Below are 18,897 nucleotides of genomic sequence, written 5' to 3'. Positions count from 1 at the left end.
TTTTATTGTGGCTGATGAGCTGCTTTCAGTAAATCATTTACCGTTTTTACTGGATTAAAAGTAATTAATGGAACTGCCACAAAAACAGTTAGCCAATTTGCCATTGATCCGTTCCATAAACCTGGTAATTCATAATTTTTTACCGCTTTTCCGTCAACGCTTTTTTCAACAATAAATCCTGTTTCCTGATCTACATATTGTAATAAATCAAACTTCTTGTTTTTATAATCTTTTGTTCCGCAAACTAGATCAACAGGATTAAAATGAGTTGCTTCGCTCAAGATTTTCTTCTGTTTTTTATCTTCTAAATCAACTTGCGAAGTTTCTACAATCTGCAGTGATTTTATACCTTCTTTATTAGTAATCCAAAAAGGGCCTCCACCTGGTTCCCCTTCATTTTTAACCATTCCGCAAACTCGAATTGGTCTATGTAAAAGTTCTTTTAACTTACTTATTTTATTTTCAAATGTAAACTTACTGAAATCGTTTGTCGTTTCAACATTGAATTCTTGCTGTAGAAAATTAACAATCTCAGCGATATCATCTTGTTGAATGTCTCCGTCGATTAATCTTAAATATTTGAAAACTTTTTGCTGCATTTCAATTAAGACACCCGCTAAGCCTTTCTTATATAACGAAATTTCATCAATATGATTTTGAATTACATTATCTATATTTTTAATAAAAATAATATCAGCATCCAGATTATTTAAGTTTTCAATCAAAGCACCATGCCCGCCAGGCCTGAAAATTAAATTTCCATTTTTATCTTTTACCAATTTATTGTTGGTATCGATAGTAATAGAATCTGTGCTTTTATTTTGATACGAATACCCAATATTGATGTCAATTCCGGCAGGTTTTTCAATCTTATCTTTAACCTCAAGAACTGCTTTTTCAAACAAATCCTGATGTATTTCTGAAACTGTAAAATGCAAATGAGATACATTTTTCGAAGATGCATAATGCACACATTCGTTCAAATGTTCCTCTATCGGATTGGCAATATGGGTTTTATACAAATGGAAAGGCAAAACCGCTTTCGGCTTATTGGCTGAATTAAAATGCTCTGGAGATAATAATAGTTTTATAAAGTAATAGTTTTTATAATCTCTTTCTAAACTTTCAAAATCAGGATAAATTTCTCTAAGCTTTTTGTCTACAGTTTTAAAAAAAGGAAACTTCTCCATCCCAACAATAAAAATGGCAAGTTCTTTATCATTTTTCCTGTTGATATAAGCATTTATGGTTTCTTTGGTAATATCAAAATCATTTAGAAAAGCAGTCAAAAACTTATACATTCTTGTAGCCGCACCAGACGCAGGAACAAACTTCTTAATCTTAAATTGATCTTTTTGATTGTCAAAAAAAAGCGCTTTTTCTTGAAACTCATTTTGAGACAAACTTAAAATTCCATCATTGATCGTTGCAGGTCGAATTAGATTGCTTTTTGCAATTCCTTTTTCGAAATTTTTTAATTGTTTTAGAATAGTATCAAAAGAAATTCCTCTATTATGTACCTGAACAAAATCTTCCGAAGAAAAACCATTTTCTTTCGCTAGAGCTAAATCATTTATAATCGAAACTGCTTTTTTCAAACGGCATTCTTTATCTCCTGAAAGTGTAATAAAAGGCTTTTTGGTATCTATTAATGTTTGTTTAAAAACTGAAAAAACAGTTTCTCTTCCTTCTGGAGTATCTCGAATATCATCTTTTTCCCAAGGCACATCAATATCTGTCAGGAAAAACAAATCGTATTCATGCTTTAATGCTGCTTCATTTAAAAGCGGATCACAAAAACCATAATACATTTCAGAAAAAACTTTGGTTACCATTAAATTGGTATCGCAGAACAAGTATTTATTTGCTGTTTGAAGCTTTTCATTTTCTAGTGCAGTCTGCCCATAAGCAATAGGCATCATGTCATCGGCAACACAGATATGCTTATTTACTTCCCATTTCTCTTGTAGATAGTCGCGTGCAAATTCAGGAACCCATTTGGTTTCGTAGTAATCTGCAAGCTGTTTTGCTAAAGTTGTTTTCCCTGTACTTTCAGGGCCAAACAAAGCAATTTTTATGATAGTTGTTTTTTGCTGTCTAAGATCTTTCTCCATTCTAAATAAGCTGAAATAGCCAAAATTGTAAAAATTATATACTGAAGTGACAGCATCCCTAAACCACGATAAGCATAGAGAGGTACAACAATAATATCACCAATAATCCAAAGTGTCCAGTTTTCTATTTTTTTTCTGGCCATGTACCACATTCCTGCGAAAAATATTCCAGACGAAATCATATCGACATAATTGTCTGGATGAATTTCGTAATCAAAATATTTATAAATCCCGAAAACTACAAAAACGGTTACAATAAACAGTAAGATTCCAATTATTTTTTCATTAAAAGTTGTACGAGTAATCGGCAGGTTATCTTCGACTGTTCCTCCTTTTGCCCAAACATACCAGCCGTAGATGCTCATAATCGAAAAATAAGCATTGATTATCATATCTCCAATATAACCTGCAATATAAAGCAGATAAACCGAAATTACTGTAGCTATCAAACCTGTTGGATAAACCCAAATGTTTTCTTTTTTAGCAAACCAAACACTTAAAATTCCAAAAACAAATACTAAAAACTCCAAAGCAATATGCCATATAGGAGCATTTTTATAACTATCCAAAAAAAAGTCGATCATTTTGTGGTATTTAAAGGCGTTTAAATTTTATCTATAAATCGAAAAAATGACTATTGTTTTCAAAAGCTGTACCAATTACAACTAAATCTGCACCTGCATTATATGCTTTTTGAATTCCCTTCAAATCTGCAATTCCACCGCCAACAATAATAGGAATTTCTATATTTTGAGAAATCAATTTAATCATTTCTAATGGAACTGGCTGTTTTGCACCGCTTCCTGCTTCCAAATAAATCAATTGGTTTCCTAACATTTGTCCTGCCTGTGCAGTAGCCAGAACCAAATCAAGGTTTTCACGGCTTAACGGTTTTGTTTTACTTACACGCGCAACAGCTGTTTCGTTACCGCTCTCAATCAAAATATAACCTGTAGAAATAACTTCTAAATTTGTTCTTTTTAAGATTGGTGCTGCTTGAACCTGATATTCTATTAAATAATCCGGATTTCGACCAGATAATAAGGACAAAAACAAAATTGCGTCGGCTTTTGGTGAAATCTGCGAAGGATCGCCAGGAAATAAAACAACAGGTAAAGTTGTTTTTTGTTTTAATATCGAAATCAGTTCCTCTAAAATATTATTCTGAACAATACTACCTCCAACAAAAATATGAGTAGCCGGCGACTCATTAATTTTCTGAATTAAATGAGCCACATTCTCCAATAGAATTTTATCGGGATCCAAAAGCACCGCAAGCAACTTTTGTCCGTTGCCTTTTGCTTCTAGAATCTGTTGCCGAATAGTTATTGTTTGTTCTTGCATATTGGGTGTAAAAGTAAAAGTTTTTTAGTGCAGAAGAACTATTTTGAATGAATTATATTTGTAATCTCTCTGTTAACAATAAAAGAAAACCTTTATGATTGCAGTTGAATTATTGGAGAAATATGGTGCAGTAAAAAAATCTTTCCAAAAAAATGATATTATTTTTGAAGAGGGAAGTCTGCCGACACATTATTACCAAATTATTTCGGGCGAAATTAAAATGTGCAATTACAATGATGACGGACGCGAATTTATTCAGGGAATCTTTTATAAAGAACAATCTTTCGGGGAACCGCCTTTATTCTTAAACCAAAAATATCCAGCCAATTCAATTGCCGTTGAAGACTGTCAGATTCTTTTACTGTCAAAATCAAGTTTCATAAAACTGCTGGAAGAAAACCCTGTTATCAGCATCAAAATAATCGAAAATCTTGCGCAAAGATTGTATTACAAATCGGTTATGGCAACAGAGATTTCTACACATGAACCAGAACATCGTGTTTTAAAATTAATCGATCATGGAATAGTGTATTTCAATTTCCAAAAAGAAACCAACGGTTATTTAATCAATTTTACCAGACAGCAGATTGGAGACTTAACAGGTTTACGTGTAGAAACGGTAATTAGAGCCATAAAAGCTTTGGAAAAAAAAGGCGAATTGAAGATCATTAACCGAAAAGTATACAGATAAAAAAGTTCTTGTTTTATGATTTTAATCATAAAATGCAGTTGTATTGTGGGCGTATCTTTGTCATATAAAAATCTGAATATCATGACACTATATCAAACCACATTCGACATTTTCAATAGAAATTATATGGGTTCTGCTGCAATGGCTGTAATTGGCCAAAGCTGTTTAGGAGGCGCTGCGGCAATGTACGTTTTGGCTAACGGAACTTCAATTCCTCAAATGATTCAATTGGGTATTATTGTTTTAGCCTGCGTTTTCGCAAATACTTCAATTTTAGCACAAATGAAACACAAAGTGGTCTTCAACCTTATTGCACTAAGCACTTTCATAAGTATCTTGTTTATACTTTTAAATTGTTTTGTATTGTGAAAAAACAAATAGAAAACAGAGAAGATATTTCATTCTTAGTAAATCAGTTCTATTCTAAAATAAGAGCCGATCGCGAAATCGGCTTTTATTTTAATGAAATGATTACTGATTGGGACTTACATTTAGAAAAACTAACTGATTTTTGGGAAACCAATTTATTTGCCGTCCGTAAATATAAAGGAAATCCGCATGCTGTTCATAATGAAGTCGACGCTCATTTTGACGAAAAAATCACAGCAAATGAATTCGGAATCTGGCTCAATCATTGGGCGCAGACTTTAGACGAACATTTTGAAGGCGAAAATGTAGAAACCTTAAAAAGGCGTGCTCGAAAAATGAGTACTTTTTTGTATGTAAGCATGTTTCAGCACAGACAAAAAGAAAGTGAGGTTTAAAAATGAAAACTGCCACTGAGACTGTAAACTAAAAACTACTTCTCAAAAGCATAAACCAAAGTAAAAATACCCTCAAAATTATCCGATTTGATTTCCTGATAATGCACATCAAAATCTTTAATCAAATCATCAAAATGAAGACTTGCCTGCGTTTGGGTTTCCTCTAAAGAAAAGTTGTTTACATTAATATGATCTTTAAAACTTATACCTTTTTCATTTCTGATTTTAAAGATCGCCTCTTTGGCTCCCCAAATCACGGTAAGTTTTTTTATGTATTCTTCAGTAAATTTCGGTTCTAGATAACTGCATTCATAATCCGTAAATTTATCTGCAATTCTCTGGATTTTATCTCGTTGCAACTCCATATCAATTCCCACCTTTTCATGGCTGATAATAATCGCCGCAAAATGATAAGAATGCGTAATTGATATATGATTATGACAATCGAAATAAGGCTTCCCAAATTCATCATAATGCAGGTCTTTATCTGTAAAACCCATTTCCTGAATCAGCATTCGAACACTCAAAAAAGCACGCTGATGCATCTGAGATTTCATTCCATCCAGTCTGCGCTGTGTCTTTTCTTTCAAGGTAACGCGACTATACAATTCATCAAAGGATTCTGTTATTTCCCAGATTAAAATTTTAGTAGTTTCATTGAATTGTATGGTTTGAAATAGAGGCATTACTTTTTAATTGTAAATTATGAATGGTTAATTGTAAACTGTTTTCTTGATTTTAAAACCATATTTGTGATGCAGGAAAAATCACTATGGTCAAAAAAATGCATAAAGTAAATATACGCAATTCACAGCAAAGGTAATAGTTTCAGAATCTTTTTTAAATGAACTTGTATTACTTATATGGTTTAATAAAGATTCACAAACTAACATTCTAGAGATTAAGAAATTAAAGATTTCACAAATCTTACAGAAATTAGTAAAAATAAAAAGCTATTCCTTAAATTTGCAGAAAATTTACAATTATACAAATATAATATAAATGAGTACTACAACTACGCCATATGTGGCTTTCAAAGTAAAAGACATTTCTCTAGCGGCTTGGGGAAGAAAAGAAATTGAACTAGCTGAAGCTGAAATGCCAGGTTTAATGGCACTTCGCGCTGAATACAAAGACGAACAACCATTAAAAGGTGCTCGTATTGCTGGATGTTTACACATGACGATTCAAACTGCAGTTTTGATCGAAACTTTAATTGCTCTTGGTGCAGAAGTTACTTGGTCTTCTTGTAACATTTTCTCTACTCAAGATCAGGCTGCTGCCGCTATTGCTGCTGCTGGAATTTCAGTTTACGCTTGGAAAGGTCTTGACGAAGAGTCATTTGACTGGTGTATTGAGCAGACTTTATTCTTTGGTGAAGACAGAAAACCATTGAACATGATCCTTGATGACGGTGGAGATTTAACTAACATGGTTATCGATCGTTACCCAGAATTAGTTGCTGGAATTAAAGGTCTTTCTGAAGAAACTACAACTGGTGTTCACAGACTTTACGAAAGAGTAAAAGCTGGAACTTTACCAATGCCTGCAATCAACATTAACGACTCTGTTACTAAATCTAAATTTGACAACAAATACGGATGTAAAGAATCTGCTGTAGATGCTGTACGTCGTGCAACTGACTTAATGTTAGCTGGAAAAAGAGTTGTAGTTTGCGGATATGGTGACGTTGGAAAAGGAACTGCAGCTTCTTTCAGAGGTGCTGGTTCTATCGTAACGGTTACTGAAATTGATCCAATTTGTGCTTTACAAGCTGCAATGGACGGTTATGAAGTTAAAAAATTAAACACTGTAATTGCTAATGCTGATATCATCATTACTACTACAGGAAACAAAGATATCGTTCTTGGAGAGCACTTCGAACAAATGAAAGACAAAACTGTTGTTTGTAACATTGGTCACTTCGATAACGAAATCGACATGGCTTGGTTAAACAAAAACCACGGTGCATCTAAAATCGAAATCAAACCTCAGGTTGACAAATACAACATCAACGGCAAAGATATCATCATCTTGGCTGAAGGTCGTTTAGTAAACCTTGGTTGTGCTACAGGTCACCCAAGTTTCGTAATGAGTAACTCATTTACAAACCAGACTTTAGCTCAAATCGAATTATGGAACAACAGTGCAGCGTACAAAAACGAAGTTTACATGTTACCAAAACATTTAGATGAAAAAGTTGCCGCTTTACACTTAGCTAAATTAGGCGTTGAACTTGAAGTTTTAAGAGAAGATCAAGCAGCTTATATTGGTGTTGAAGTTCAAGGGCCATTCAAACCAGAATACTACAGATACTAGTAAATTTTAGATTAAAGATTTTAGATTTCTTTAATTCCATACTCAAACCCGACAAGTTTTAAAGGCTTGTCGGGTTTTGTTTTTAATGTTCAAAACCAATCTAAAATCAGAAATCTGCAATCTAAAATCATAAGGGCGTGCCACCAACCCAATAAAAGGGCAAAATTACTAAACGCTTATGCGCCCTTTTATCGGGTTGCTGTAGGGCTATCCATGCTACTTCGGTAGCTTATTCCTATCCCTCACGCTTACGTAGCCCAAGAACCAATTAAATTAACAAGATCTTTTATCGTCTTTACATTTTATAACTTTAAATTTGAAGTATAAACTTATAAAATGATTGACAAAAAGACCTCCCAAACTATATTCCAATTAAATACCGAATTAATAGAAAATATCAATTCTATGAATCACGAAAACTTGAAAAACAATTTCGGAATCAACTCGGCTGTTTTTGAAGAAATCAAAGAAGAATTATTCGACTATTTTGAAACTAAAAATTTGCCAAAACTAAAAATCCTTGAAACTAATTTCGATATCTTCAAATATGATTCAGTCGAAGGATTTGGGATCGAAGCAAAATTATTTACCTCCGACAACAAAGAAACAGAATTAACTTTACACACCGAATTCAACAATAATACATTACGTTTTAAGTTAATTGAAGTAATGTAGCACTGCTTTTTCAACACAAAATTATGATCGAAAAAATTATATGTGACATCCATGGGTCAAAAGAAATGTCTTTTTCTTGTATTCATCTTGCAATGGCAATAGACTCTAAAAAGCAAGTCGGTTTTTTCTATTCCGAAGCTGAGGAAGATTTACCCCAAATTGCTTGGTGTGGAGAATGTGAACAATATCTGTTGGATAATGGCGAAGAATGGACAGAAATTTTTCAAGCCAAAGCCGATTTTAAAATGTTATGCTCCGATTGTTTTGAAGAAGCAAAAAATAATGAATCAGAAGCTCATCTCCGATAAATAAATTCTCATGAAAAAGACTTTAATTCTTTGCCTGTTTTTATGCCTTACTTTATCCTTATCTGCTCAAAATAAAGATACCTGGATTTCTTTTTGGGATAAAGACACTACTCATATCGGATTTAAAGATAAAAATGGCGTTATTAAAATCGAACCCAAATTTATGGGAATGACAACCGCTCATAAATTCGAAAATATTATTGCTGTCAGCGAAGAAAAAGGTCAGAAATGGGATAGCTACTATTTAACCAAAAATGGAAAAATAGTAGGCCGAGATAGCTTATACGTTTTTGACAACGGCCCAGATTGCGAAAACGAAGGCTTCATAAGATTTACAGATCACAAAACCGATAAAATGGGAATGTTTAACGGTGATGGACAAATAGTTATTCCAGCAATTTACAGCAATTTGACTAAAGTCAGAAACGGAATGATTATCGTTTTGAAAGACGCTCAAAAAAAACAAGACGGAGAACATTTTTTCTGGACAGGTGGCAAAGAATTTCTAATTGACACCAATAATAAAGTTCTAATTGAAAATTTCGCCTACAACAACGAGTTGAATTTTTATTCCCTTGAAAAATCAAAAGAACCGAGTAAAGATCCCGTTAGAGATAGCTTTTTGGGAGTTGACGGGCAATATTACTCTTTTATAAATTTTGACAAAGAATTCAAATATTGGCTACAAAATACACTGCTTAAAGATTTATCACAAACTGGCTTAGAAAAACATTCTTTTGATAAAATTACGTATTGGAAAGAGCCAAACGGCTGGATCAATGAACTCAAAACTAAATTTATCCATCAAAATTATACCTATCTAAAATTAAAGCTTGACGAACTCAAAAATCCAAAGACAGATTATTTTGTTTCAACAGACGGATTGAATCAGTTTATTTTTGAAACAGAAGAATATGAGGTTTATTTCAACAATTGCAATGAATCTAAAGAATGGCTTTATCCCGTAAAAAGTATCATCATCAACCCAAAAAGCAAAACCGATTTCAAACAGGATCATATTCAGTTTTTACGAACCGAAAACGGCTATAAACTGATTAGCGTTTCTAATGCAAAAGATAATCTTAAATAAATCATCTCTTTTCAATAAAAGTTAACTTTGCAAAAAAGCTAACCATGAAGAATTTTTTATTTTTACTTACTGCTATTATCTTCGAAATCATTGCTACAACAGCATTAAAAAAGTCTCAGGAATTTACCAAACTCATTCCAAGCATCATTACGGTTATTGGATATTGTGGCGCATTTTACTGTTTAAGTTTTGCCATAAGAACTATTCCTGTTGGATTTGCTTATGCCATTTGGTCAGGAGTCGGGATTGTTTTAATCACTGCAATTGGCGCTATTTTCTTTAAAGAAATACCAGATTTACCTGCTATTATTGGATTGTCTTTAATTATTGCAGGCGTTGTTGTGATTAATGTTTTTTCTAAAACTACAGCGCATTAATGGGGAATGCCACGAAGGCACTAAGACACAAAGTTTTTTTAATCTTATAACTTTACACTTTTCGCTTAGAGCAACAATACTGAAAAAACTTTGTGCCTTTGCGACTTTGTGGCAAAAACAAAGCAAGTTTCGGATTTTATTCCCGTACAAACCAATCGATCTTTGTCTTATAAAATTGAATGAAGATGAACACACAGGAAACCATCAATTATAATCGCATTGCTGAAGCCATCGATTATATCAAAGCGAACTTTAAAGATCAGCCGAATCTTGACGAAGTGGCTGAAAAAGTGCATTTGAGTCCGTTTCACTTTCAGAGACTTTTTAGCGATTGGGCAGGAACAAGTCCGAAAAAATTTTTACAGTACACGAGTTTAGAACACGCTAAAAAATTACTCAAAGACAATCAGGCTACTATTTCTGAAACAGCATACGAAACAGGTCTTTCAGGTACAAGCAGACTTCACGATTTATTCGTAAACATAGAAGGCATGACTCCGGCAGAATATAAAAACGGCGGAAGAAATCTGGCGATAAATTACAGTTTTGCCGAAAGTCCGTTTGGGAATATCATTGTAGCTTCAACACAAAAAGGCGTTTGTTTTATGGCTTTCGCCGAAGATGAAGCGAACGGATTTTCTGCTCTGAAAGAAAAATTCCCTAATGCTGATTTCTCTAGAAAATTAGACTTAGTACAACAAAATGCACTGTTTATTTTTCAAAATGACTGGAGCAAATTATCTGAAATAAAACTACACCTTAAAGGCACTGATTTTCAATTGAAAGTTTGGGAAACCTTATTAAAAATTCCAATGGGACAACTTTCGACTTACGGAACAATTGCACAGCAAATTGAAAAACCAAATGCATCCAGAGCAGTAGGAACTGCAATTGGAAGCAATCCTGTTGCATTCCTTATTCCTTGTCACCGTGTGATCCAGTCGTCAGGTGTTTTTGGCGGTTATATGTGGGGAAATACACGTAAAACAGCTATAATTGGCTGGGAAGGAGCTCAGGTAAATCCATAGTTTTTTCCGCCACGAATTCACGAATTATTCTTTTAAAATCTTTGCGATTATTAATTCGAACAACATTAGATAATGTATTTAAAAGAATAATTCGTGAATTCGTGGCGGAAAAAAAATCTCAATCTAAAAATTCTTATGCAAAATATACAATCTAAAATTGCTTCCCAAAACTGGGAAAGCATCACCGAATCTATGCACGAAAATGGATTCGCAATAATTCCAAACGTATTGAATAACGAACAATGTGAAGATTTAAAATTCGATTACGATAATCCAATGCTATATCGAAAAACAGTCATAATGGAACGTTACAGATTTGGTTTAGGCGAATATAAATATTTCAATTATCCGCTTCCCGATTTAATCCAAAACATACGAACTTCGATTTATCCTAAATTGGCTCCAATTGCCAATGCGTGGATGAAAGCTTTAAATATCAACACTGTTTTCCCTGCCAATCACGAAGAATTATTAAAACAATGCCACGATAACAATCAGCTTAAAGCGACGGTTTTGATTTTAAAATATGGCAAAAGCGGTTTCAACACTCTGCATCAGGATTTATATGGCGATGTTTATTTTCCGATTCAGATTGTGCTTTTTCTTTCAGAACCTGATGAAGATTTTACGGGTGGCGAATTTGTTTTAACGCAACAAACGCCGAGAGCGCAATCAAAAGCAATTGTTTTAAAACCTAAAAAAGGAGACATTTTAGTTTTCACAACCAATTTCAGACCCGTAAAAGGAACGAAAGGCTATTATCGTGTCAATATGAAACATGGCGTAAGCGAAGTGCATTCAGGCGAACGTTTTACACTAGGAATTATTTTTCATGATGCGTTAAATTAAGTGACAAAGAGACAAAGGTTCAAAGGCACAAAGATTGAGAACCTTTGTCTCTTTGTTACTTTGAACCTCTGCAACTAAAAAAGAAATGATTCAACATAACAAAATTTCAGATTCAGAACTTCGAAATAAAATTAAAAAAGGCGAAATTTGTTTCGGTGGCAACCAAAAATTAAAAATCTACGGAACACTGAAATGTTCTTCCGGAAAAAGAATGAAACGGGAAAACCGTGTTTTCTTTTCTTCAGAGAATGATGCAAAACAAAACGATTTCAGACCTTGCGGACATTGCATGAAAACCGAATATCAAAAATGGAAAAATGGACTTATTTAACCCTCATACAGACGAAAACGCCAACTTACTTCCTCAAGATGGAACTGTAAATTACTACGGAAAATTATTCTCCAGAGAAGAAGCTGATCTCTATCGTGATACTTTATTAAAAACAATAGAGTGGAAAAATGACGAAGCGATCATCTTTGGAAAATTAATTTTGACCAAAAGAAAAGTGGCGTGGTACGGCGAAAAAGAATTTGAATATACCTATTCCAACACGACAAAAAAAGCACTTCCGTGGACACCTGAATTATTAAAATTAAAATCGATTATCGAAGAAAAAACAGGAGAAACATTTAATTCTTGTCTTCTAAATTTATATCATTCCGGCGAAGAAGGAATGGCTTGGCACAGCGACGGCGAAAAAGATTTAAAGAAAAATGGCGCTATTGGTTCCTTAAGTTTTGGTGCTGAGCGTAAGTTTGCTTTTAAACATAAAGAATCTAAAGAAAAAGTTGCTCTAATTTTAGAACACGGCAGTTTATTAGTCATGAAAGATGAAACGCAGACTTACTGGCTCCATCGATTGCCTCCTACTAAAACTACAACAAAACCGAGAGTAAATTTGACTTTTAGAACTATTGTAGAGTAGAAATTTACTTAGAGACCTAACAGGTTTTTAAAACCTGTTAGGTCTGTTTATCGTCATTTTTTCTTTTTCGTAACATTTTTATACGAAAGCGTCAAAGCATCTTCAAACATTTCTGGTCTTACTCTAGCCAACTCTACAATTGTCCAGCCTTGTTTTCCCCAATTATTCGGAATCGGATAAAAAATCATTTCGCTTGAAGCACAAAAAACAGATTGATCTATTTCATTTAATTTTAAAACAGCGTGATTATTCTTTTCATCAAAAGTGGCAAATATTTTATTATTGACACGAAAAGAGGTTTTCTCAAAATGAGGTTCTTCAGTGGCATTTTCAAACGACAAAGCTAATTTTCTAAAGGTTTCAATTGAAATCATAATCACAAGTATTTATCAGACCTAACAGGTTTTAAAAACCTGTTAGGTCTTCGTTATGCGAAATCTACCAACCTTGATTCAATCCATTTTTTAAAACCTCATCGTATTTTTCTTTATCAAAAGAATACAAGTTTGGCGCTTTGTGTGCTACATTACTTTTCTTTTCGTCCAGTTTGGTCAGAATTCCAATATTGGTTATTTTTCTTAAAAAATTCCTTCGATCCAGTTTTTTATCCAAAATCGTCTCATACAATTTCTGAAGTTCTGGAATTGTAAATTTTTCTGGCAGTAAATTATATCCTATTGGCATTAAGTTCAATTCAACTCGCAAAGTATCAAGCGCTTTATCTAAAATTTCGCGATGATCTAAAATTAATTCGGGAACTTCTTTATGATCAATCCATTCTACAACTTCGTGTCTTCCTGTCGGATTTGGAAGAATTTTTGAAAAATCTACCAAAGCATAATACCCAATTGTCACAAAGCGACGCATGAGCCACTTTCCTTTTTCTTCTTCAATCTGCAGATATTCTAATGCCTTTTTATCAAAATGCTGTTCGTTTCGTTTTACTTTTCCGAAGGTTGCAAATTGTCTTAAAAAAATACCTTCTACTCCTGTTCGGCTGTTTAAAACTGTAATTGCTGCCGTGTCTATATCTTGATCCAGAGGGATAAATCCACCTGGTAAAGACCATTTATTGGCTCTTTCTACCTTAATCAATAAAACCTTCAGCTGATTATCGTGAAAACCAAAAATTACGCAGTCAATAGAAAGTCCAGGCTGATAATTTTCGTTATTGTCTATAATGTCTTTTAACATTCAAAATTTATATAAATTCTTTCTTTAAATACCCTGCAATTTACTTGATTTTTAGAAATTCAAGAGCTTTTTCAAAAAATTAGGGTTTCATTTCCAGTAAAATTAGAAGTGTATAAATCACAATTTTAACTAAAATTTAAAGTCAAATTTAAAAAAAATAATTACATTGCGTCACAATAACACATTAACAGTTTTCGATTGTTAAAATCCAGATCAAAAACAAAGAAAAATAATACAAACTGTTCCATTTTTCTTCAAGTGAGCGTAGAAATTTAAACACAGAAGTTATGATTACCAATCCATTAAAAAATATCAATCAAAAAATTAGAACTAAAATCTGGACTTCTTTCGGATTTGTTTCTAAAACGTATCTGTTAGAAGCTTCTCTAAAATACAGTGAAGAACAAGAAAGAATTTTTAATGAAATGATTGTTGATAAAGATGCCAAAAATAAAAAAGCAAAGCAGGAAGCTTATGAAAAAGCGCTTTTTGCTTCTTATAAGGGAATTGGCGCAATGGATTTTATAAATACCGTTTTAAAGTGACCATTTACACATTTCTATAATTTATAATGCCAACCTCGCTTCTTTCCAGCGAGGTTTTTTTTATTGTTATAAATTTCATGTTTTTATTGAGCAAAATCAGGCATTATTACTTATTTTAGCTGTTTTAAAAGTAAGAATATACCCCTGTAAAATTATAGATATGGAAAACACTCTCGAATCAGAAAGTTATAAAATTCAAAAACCAGAACACTGGGCTTCACAAATAGATGACAATCAATTAATCGAATACATTAAAGAATCTGATTTCTCCAATAAACAAGTAGAAGAGGGACGTGATTTCTGCTACTTTTTAGATAAAATCTATTATACAAGCGATACTGAAAACAGCGAATATGCATGCGTTGCTTACACGCTTAACGAGCCGGGAAATCTTGAAAGTGCGTCTGCTCGAGATGTAATTGTAGAAGAAAATGAAACTTATATTATACACAGAATCAGCGTTCTTAGAGAAGGAGTTTTGATTGATAAAATTGCGGATACAAAAATTAAAGTCCTTGACAATGAAAATCAAAGTGAAGGAGGTATTCTAAGCAGCAGCAAAAAAGTAAATATCACGATTAAAGATTTACAACTTTATGATGTTTTAATTACTGAAGATTCAAGGGTAAAAGTTTTTACGGACCGTGATTTTCTTCGTAAGGAATTTTTAAAATATGTTTACGTTACTCCAAGTACCTATTGGGCTTACGGAAATTATAAATTTAGTTTTATTAATGACCGAAAAGAAACTATTTCGTATAAGAAAACATATTTTAGGGATGAAAATGGAAATGTTTTAGAACCAGAGATTAATTCCCTAAAAAAGGGAGAGCGTTTTGTAATCGAAAATGAAAATTATATCAACTCTTTTGATCAAAACAGAGAAATTGTTCCGTATATTGATTTTGCCACAGACCGCAACTGGACTGATTTGTCTAATTACATTTCGCCACTCTATGAAGAAATATACAATAAATCTTCTCTAAAAGAGTTTGCTCCAAAACTGGTTGAAAAATTGGATGCCATTACAGACAAAGATGATCAGTTACAGTTTGCCATAGATTATGTCCAAAATCATATTTACTATGTGTATAATGCTGACGAAATGAACGGCCACAAACCTCAAGAACCAGCCATAACTTATGAAAATAAACAAGGCGATTGTAAAGCGAAATCTGTTTTATTGAAAACAGTTTTAGATTACATCAATGTGGATTCTTCTGTGGTTTTAGTAAACTTCAATTCAGATCATTATATTAAGCATTATTTACCTTCGCTTCTTACGTTTAATCATGTGATTGTAAAAATTAATTACAAAGACGAAACGTATTTTATTGATGCCACAACAAGAGATGAATTTGGATTAATTGAAAACCGTGGCTTTATTTACTTTTTACATTATCTGGAAGTAAAACCAAATAAACAATTGGAAATTAGAAAACCGTATAAATTTCCTTATTATGGAATTACCGAAAAAGTAAATTTAACAGCTCAGAACCTAAAAGGAGATTTAAATCTTGTAACAACTTATAAAGGCAATCGTGCCAATTATATGCGTAAGTATTTTAAAAATACAAACAAAAGAGAAATTATAGACAGTTGGAACAATTTCTTGTTTTATACTTTAAATTATTCAGGAGACCGTGAAGGAACCGATATCAGAACTATTTTTAATGATGCTTCTATTGAAATTGTAAGTGATGATAAAAAACTAAACGAATTTACAATTCAATATAAAACAAACATTGAAAACCCTTATTTTACAGATCAGCAAAAAAATCGTTTCCTAATGTATTTTGATCGCAATGTAGTAAAGAATAATGCAAGGGATTTTATACATAAAGACCTTTTATTTTGGCATAATTTTGATAATGAAAAATATGAAATCAATCTTCAAACCGATCAAAGAATAGATACTGAAGAGAAGTTTACAATTCAAGAAAGCACCATCAATAATCCTTATTTTGATTTTACAAGCCGTAAAAAAGTAACTAAAAATGGAGCCTCCATAGTTGTTGATTTCAAACCTTTGGTAAACTTAGAAATTCCTTCAGCAGATTTTGAGAAGTTTAGAAATGACCATCATACAATCGCCGATAGTAATTTTGGTCTTGGAATTGATATTATTGAACAAGGTTTGCTGAATCTTTTGAAATTTAATTTCAAGAAACGACTTAAATAATTTCAATAAAAAAATGGAGCTTTTAACGGCTCCATTTTTTTGTTTGATTGAGTATTTATTAAAACACATAGAAACATAGATTTTACTGGTGTTATAAAAGGCGTTTCACTTGCATAAATACACATAGTCTATGTGGAAATAGATTTACTTGTCAGACCATCTACAAGATTGGAAAGCTTAATATTTGCCACGAATTGCACCAATTTTCACGAATTAATTTGTGGAAATTGGTGCAATTCGTGGCTAAAAACTTTTTTTTTAATTTGCAAGCAATTCAAAATCTGATCTTAGTTTAATATCTGCTGATGAAGCTCCAATCATTACTTCGAAATCTCCCGGTTCAGTTCCCCACTCTAGTTTGTTATTATAGAATGAAAGTTTTTCTTTGTCAATGGTGAATTCGATTGTTTTAGATTCTCCCGCATTTAATTTTACTTTTTGGAAATCTTTTAATTCTAAAACGGGTCTTACCACAGATCCGAATTTATCTTTTAAATACAACTGAACTACTTCTTCTCCAACCACTTTTCCAGTGTTTTTTAATTGGAAAGAAACTTTAATCGTTTCATTGTTTTTTATTTTTGCTGCAGATAATTTCAATCCGGAATAATCAAAAGTTGTGTAGCTCAAACCGTATCCGAATGGGAATTTAGGCGAATTTTTTAAATCGATATAAGCCGAAACATAATTAGTTGAATTTTCATCTTTTGCTGGTCTTCCTGTACTAAAGTGATTGTAATAAATTGGCACCTGACCTACTTCTCTTGGGAAAGTCATTGGTAATTTCCCAGACGGATTGTAATCTCCAAATAAAACATTAGCAATGGCATTTCCAGCCTCAGAACCTAACCACCAAGTGTACACAATTGCAGGAACATTGTCTGCTGTCCAATTGAAAACAAGCGGTCTTCCTGCATTAATTAAAACCACAACCGGTTTTCCTGTTGCCTGAATTGCTTTTACCAAATCTTCCTGAACTCCTGGTAAATGCAGATCGCTTCGGCTTTTGGCTTCGCCGCTCATATCGTGTCTTTCACCTACACTTAAAATAACAACATCGGCTTGTTTGGCAGTTGCAACTGCTTCTGCAAAACCATCTTTGTTTTCACCTGTAACCTCACACCCTTTTGCGTACAATAACTTGGTGTTTTTACCCACTTTATTCTGCAAACCATCCCATTGCGAAACTACCCATTTATCATAATTTACTTCTGGTAATTCAACAGCCCAAAACCCCATATTGGCTTTGTATTCTTTTACCATTGGCCCAATAAACGCAATTGTTTTGGTACTTTTTGAAATTGGCAACGTCTGGTTTTCATTCTTTAATAAAACAATACTTTTCTCAGCCATTTCTAGAGCCGCTTTTCTGTGCTCAGGATTTGCCAAAGCTTTTTCTTCTCTCTTTGGATCTGAATATTTATATGGATCATCAAATAAACCTAACTCAAATTTCTTGCGAAGAATACGTCTTACTGCATCATCAACCAAATCAATAGAAACTCTGCCCTCTTTTACTAGCTCTGCTAAATTTTTACGATAGGCATTACTTTCCATATCCATATCGCTTCCCGCTGTAATAGCTGCATAAGCTGCTTCTTTAAGATCTTTCGAGTAACCATGAGCTACCATTTCTCCAATCGATCCCCAGTCAGAAACTACGAAACCTTGAAAGTTCCATTTTCCTTTTAGAATATCTCTTTGTAAATGCGCATTTCCTGTTGCCGGAATTCCATTTATATCATTAAATGAATTCATGAAAGTTGCTGCACCTGCATCTAAAGCAGCTTTAAATGGAGGTAAATAAGTTTCCAAAAGCATTCTTTCGCTCATATCTACAGAATTGTAGTCTCTTCCTCCAACACCTGCTCCATACGCTGCGAAATGTTTTACACAGGCCATAACTGAGTTTAAATCTCCCAATTTAGTTCCTTGAAAACCTTTTACTCTTGCATAAGCAATTTTAGAACCTAGATAAGTATCTTCGCCGGCTCCTTCCATTACACGTCCCCAGCGAGGATCACGGCCAATATCAACCATTGGTGCAAATGTCCAGTGAATACCGCTTGCAGAAGCTTCTGTTGCTGCCACTCTTGCACCTAATTCAATTGCTGCCAAATCCCAGCTTGCCGCTTCTGCTAACGGAATCGGGAAAGTGGTTTTGTAACCGTGAATTACATCCTGACCAAACAACAACGGAATTTTAAGTCTTGACTGCATAGCCAATTCTTGGTATCCTCTGGTATATTTTGTTCCAATAACATTTAGCATCGAACCAATTAAACCTTGTTTGATCTCATTTTGCTTGTTTGGATTAATGGTAATTGGCCCTGTTGCCTGATTGTCGCCAGTGTATTGATTTAACTGGCCTATTTTTTCTTCAATTGTCATTTTCTTCAATAGATCATTGACTTTCTGGTCTATTGACTGCTGTTGTGCCGACGCAAGAAACGCAAACATTAACAGCGTGATTGTGGTTACTTTTTTCATA

At 33.3% G+C, this 18,897-nt stretch carries 21 protein-coding genes; 14 read left to right on the top strand and 7 right to left on the bottom strand.

Annotated features, from left to right (window positions below; all coding sequences use genetic code 11):
• Positions 1–2: 2 nt before the first annotated feature.
• Genes P2W65_RS08345 through P2W65_RS08335 form a run of 3 tightly spaced genes read right to left on the bottom strand, consistent with a single transcriptional unit; the run spans position 3 to position 3,458 of the window.
• On the bottom strand, positions 3–2,114 hold the full coding sequence (locus P2W65_RS08345) for a DUF4301 family protein (RefSeq protein ID WP_289664847.1): 2,112 nt from the start codon (positions 2,112–2,114) through the stop codon (positions 3–5).
• Positions 2,075–2,698, bottom strand: a complete 624-nt coding sequence (pnuC, locus tag P2W65_RS08340) for a nicotinamide riboside transporter PnuC (protein WP_289664845.1) — start codon at positions 2,696–2,698, stop codon at positions 2,075–2,077. Before pnuC ends, P2W65_RS08345 begins: the two co-directional genes overlap by 40 nt.
• Positions 2,699–2,729: 31 nt before the next feature.
• The gene (locus P2W65_RS08335) at positions 2,730–3,458 is read right to left on the bottom strand and encodes a phosphoglycerol geranylgeranyltransferase (protein ID WP_289664844.1); all 729 of its coding nucleotides are present in this window, start codon (positions 3,456–3,458) and stop codon (positions 2,730–2,732) included.
• A 94-nt stretch (positions 3,459–3,552) separates the two neighbouring features.
• On the opposite strand from P2W65_RS08335, the gene P2W65_RS08330 reads away from it, so the two are divergent.
• From P2W65_RS08330 to P2W65_RS08320, 3 genes are all read left to right on the top strand, one after another.
• The gene (locus P2W65_RS08330; protein ID WP_289664842.1) at positions 3,553–4,149 is read left to right on the top strand and encodes a Crp/Fnr family transcriptional regulator; all 597 of its coding nucleotides are present in this window, start codon (positions 3,553–3,555) and stop codon (positions 4,147–4,149) included.
• A gap of 81 nt (positions 4,150–4,230) precedes the next feature.
• Positions 4,231–4,518 (top strand): hypothetical protein, encoded by a 288-nt coding sequence (locus P2W65_RS08325; protein WP_179003138.1) that lies wholly within the window; start codon positions 4,231–4,233, stop codon positions 4,516–4,518.
• Complete coding sequence (locus P2W65_RS08320) at positions 4,515–4,913, top strand: group III truncated hemoglobin (protein WP_179003139.1); 399 nt, start codon at positions 4,515–4,517, stop codon at positions 4,911–4,913. The genes P2W65_RS08325 and P2W65_RS08320 overlap by 4 nt, the downstream gene beginning before the upstream one ends.
• A 35-nt stretch (positions 4,914–4,948) precedes the next feature.
• On the opposite strand, the gene P2W65_RS08315 is transcribed toward P2W65_RS08320, so the two are convergent.
• The gene (locus P2W65_RS08315; RefSeq protein ID WP_289664841.1) at positions 4,949–5,599 is read right to left on the bottom strand and encodes a 4'-phosphopantetheinyl transferase family protein; all 651 of its coding nucleotides are present in this window, start codon (positions 5,597–5,599) and stop codon (positions 4,949–4,951) included.
• A gap of 316 nt (positions 5,600–5,915) precedes the next feature.
• Here P2W65_RS08315 and ahcY point away from each other — a divergent pair, with 316 nt between their 5' ends.
• The 9 genes from ahcY to P2W65_RS08270 all read left to right on the top strand — a co-directional run bounded on the left by ahcY (position 5,916) and on the right by P2W65_RS08270 (position 12,485).
• Positions 5,916–7,232: an adenosylhomocysteinase gene (gene ahcY / locus P2W65_RS08310; protein ID WP_276175280.1), complete on the top strand. Its 1,317-nt coding sequence runs from the start codon at positions 5,916–5,918 to the stop codon at positions 7,230–7,232.
• Positions 7,233–7,568: 336 nt separating this feature from the next.
• Entirely contained in the window at positions 7,569–7,907 is a 339-nt protein-coding gene (locus P2W65_RS08305; RefSeq protein WP_289664839.1) for a hypothetical protein, read from the top strand.
• 23 nt (positions 7,908–7,930) lie between these two features.
• On the top strand, positions 7,931–8,215 hold the full coding sequence (locus tag P2W65_RS08300; protein WP_289664837.1) for a hypothetical protein: 285 nt from the start codon (positions 7,931–7,933) through the stop codon (positions 8,213–8,215).
• Between the two features lie 10 nt (positions 8,216–8,225).
• On the top strand, positions 8,226–9,305 hold the full coding sequence (locus P2W65_RS08295; protein ID WP_289664836.1) for a WG repeat-containing protein: 1,080 nt from the start codon (positions 8,226–8,228) through the stop codon (positions 9,303–9,305).
• A 44-nt stretch (positions 9,306–9,349) separates the two neighbouring features.
• Positions 9,350–9,682 carry a DMT family transporter gene (locus tag P2W65_RS08290; protein ID WP_289664835.1) on the top strand — a complete coding sequence of 111 codons (333 nt, stop codon included), beginning with the start codon at positions 9,350–9,352 and terminating at the stop codon, positions 9,680–9,682.
• Positions 9,683–9,867: 185 nt separating this feature from the next.
• Entirely contained in the window at positions 9,868–10,710 is an 843-nt protein-coding gene (locus P2W65_RS08285; protein WP_289664833.1) for a bifunctional helix-turn-helix domain-containing protein/methylated-DNA--[protein]-cysteine S-methyltransferase, read from the top strand.
• A gap of 135 nt (positions 10,711–10,845) precedes the next feature.
• Entirely contained in the window at positions 10,846–11,559 is a 714-nt protein-coding gene (locus P2W65_RS08280) for a 2OG-Fe(II) oxygenase (protein ID WP_289664831.1), read from the top strand.
• Between the two features lie 85 nt (positions 11,560–11,644).
• A complete protein-coding gene (locus P2W65_RS08275) occupies positions 11,645–11,890 on the top strand; it encodes an Ada metal-binding domain-containing protein (protein ID WP_179003151.1) in 246 nt (81 codons plus the stop codon).
• A complete protein-coding gene (locus tag P2W65_RS08270; RefSeq protein ID WP_289664828.1) occupies positions 11,877–12,485 on the top strand; it encodes an alpha-ketoglutarate-dependent dioxygenase AlkB family protein in 609 nt (202 codons plus the stop codon). Before P2W65_RS08275 ends, P2W65_RS08270 begins: the two co-directional genes overlap by 14 nt.
• 53 nt (positions 12,486–12,538) lie before the next feature.
• Here P2W65_RS08270 and P2W65_RS08265 read toward each other — a convergent pair whose 3' ends face one another.
• Positions 12,539–12,859, bottom strand: coding sequence for an MmcQ/YjbR family DNA-binding protein (locus P2W65_RS08265; protein WP_289664826.1), 321 nt, complete (start codon positions 12,857–12,859; stop codon positions 12,539–12,541).
• Positions 12,860–12,923: 64 nt separating this feature from the next.
• Positions 12,924–13,679, bottom strand: coding sequence for an NUDIX hydrolase (locus tag P2W65_RS08260; RefSeq protein WP_289664824.1), 756 nt, complete (start codon positions 13,677–13,679; stop codon positions 12,924–12,926).
• Between the two features lie 287 nt (positions 13,680–13,966).
• On the opposite strand from P2W65_RS08260, the gene P2W65_RS08255 reads away from it, so the two are divergent.
• Both P2W65_RS08255 and P2W65_RS08250 read left to right on the top strand, forming a co-directional pair.
• Positions 13,967–14,224: a hypothetical protein gene (locus P2W65_RS08255; RefSeq protein ID WP_289664822.1), complete on the top strand. Its 258-nt coding sequence runs from the start codon at positions 13,967–13,969 to the stop codon at positions 14,222–14,224.
• Positions 14,225–14,384: 160 nt separating this feature from the next.
• The gene (locus tag P2W65_RS08250) at positions 14,385–16,406 is read left to right on the top strand and encodes a transglutaminase-like domain-containing protein (protein ID WP_289664820.1); all 2,022 of its coding nucleotides are present in this window, start codon (positions 14,385–14,387) and stop codon (positions 16,404–16,406) included.
• Positions 16,407–16,664: 258 nt separating this feature from the next.
• Here the strand turns inward: P2W65_RS08250 and P2W65_RS08245 are convergent, their stop codons facing one another.
• Positions 16,665–18,896, bottom strand: a complete 2,232-nt coding sequence (locus tag P2W65_RS08245; protein ID WP_289664819.1) for a glycoside hydrolase family 3 N-terminal domain-containing protein — start codon at positions 18,894–18,896, stop codon at positions 16,665–16,667.
• Position 18,897: the final 1 nt, after the last annotated feature.

It is taken from the genome of Flavobacterium panacagri (assembly GCF_030378165.1).
Classification (GTDB): Bacteria; Bacteroidota; Bacteroidia; order Flavobacteriales; family Flavobacteriaceae; genus Flavobacterium; species Flavobacterium panacagri.
This window is presented reverse-complemented; position numbering and strand designations above follow the sequence as displayed.

Excerpts from the sequence above, each read along its gene's own strand:
- P2W65_RS08345 (WP_289664847.1), bottom strand. The coding sequence starts at position 2,114 with ATGGAGAAAGATCTTAGACAGCAAAAAACAACTATCATAAAAATTGCT.
- pnuC (WP_289664845.1), bottom strand. The coding sequence starts at position 2,698 with ATGATCGACTTTTTTTTGGATAGTTATAAAAATGCTCCTATATGGCAT.
- P2W65_RS08335 (WP_289664844.1), bottom strand. The coding sequence starts at position 3,458 with ATGCAAGAACAAACAATAACTATTCGGCAACAGATTCTAGAAGCAAAA.
- P2W65_RS08330 (WP_289664842.1), top strand. The coding sequence starts at position 3,553 with ATGATTGCAGTTGAATTATTGGAGAAATATGGTGCAGTAAAAAAATCT.
- P2W65_RS08325 (WP_179003138.1), top strand. The coding sequence starts at position 4,231 with ATGACACTATATCAAACCACATTCGACATTTTCAATAGAAATTATATG.
- P2W65_RS08315 (WP_289664841.1), bottom strand. The coding sequence starts at position 5,599 with ATGCCTCTATTTCAAACCATACAATTCAATGAAACTACTAAAATTTTA.
- ahcY (WP_276175280.1), top strand. The coding sequence starts at position 5,916 with ATGAGTACTACAACTACGCCATATGTGGCTTTCAAAGTAAAAGACATT.
- P2W65_RS08305 (WP_289664839.1), top strand. The coding sequence starts at position 7,569 with ATGATTGACAAAAAGACCTCCCAAACTATATTCCAATTAAATACCGAA.
- P2W65_RS08300 (WP_289664837.1), top strand. The coding sequence starts at position 7,931 with ATGATCGAAAAAATTATATGTGACATCCATGGGTCAAAAGAAATGTCT.
- P2W65_RS08295 (WP_289664836.1), top strand. The coding sequence starts at position 8,226 with ATGAAAAAGACTTTAATTCTTTGCCTGTTTTTATGCCTTACTTTATCC.
- P2W65_RS08290 (WP_289664835.1), top strand. The coding sequence starts at position 9,350 with ATGAAGAATTTTTTATTTTTACTTACTGCTATTATCTTCGAAATCATT.
- P2W65_RS08285 (WP_289664833.1), top strand. The coding sequence starts at position 9,868 with ATGAACACACAGGAAACCATCAATTATAATCGCATTGCTGAAGCCATC.
- P2W65_RS08280 (WP_289664831.1), top strand. The coding sequence starts at position 10,846 with ATGCAAAATATACAATCTAAAATTGCTTCCCAAAACTGGGAAAGCATC.
- P2W65_RS08275 (WP_179003151.1), top strand. The coding sequence starts at position 11,645 with ATGATTCAACATAACAAAATTTCAGATTCAGAACTTCGAAATAAAATT.
- P2W65_RS08270 (WP_289664828.1), top strand. The coding sequence starts at position 11,877 with ATGGACTTATTTAACCCTCATACAGACGAAAACGCCAACTTACTTCCT.
- P2W65_RS08265 (WP_289664826.1), bottom strand. The coding sequence starts at position 12,859 with ATGATTTCAATTGAAACCTTTAGAAAATTAGCTTTGTCGTTTGAAAAT.
- P2W65_RS08260 (WP_289664824.1), bottom strand. The coding sequence starts at position 13,679 with ATGTTAAAAGACATTATAGACAATAACGAAAATTATCAGCCTGGACTT.
- P2W65_RS08255 (WP_289664822.1), top strand. The coding sequence starts at position 13,967 with ATGATTACCAATCCATTAAAAAATATCAATCAAAAAATTAGAACTAAA.
- P2W65_RS08250 (WP_289664820.1), top strand. The coding sequence starts at position 14,385 with ATGGAAAACACTCTCGAATCAGAAAGTTATAAAATTCAAAAACCAGAA.
- P2W65_RS08245 (WP_289664819.1), bottom strand. The coding sequence starts at position 18,896 with ATGAAAAAAGTAACCACAATCACGCTGTTAATGTTTGCGTTTCTTGCG.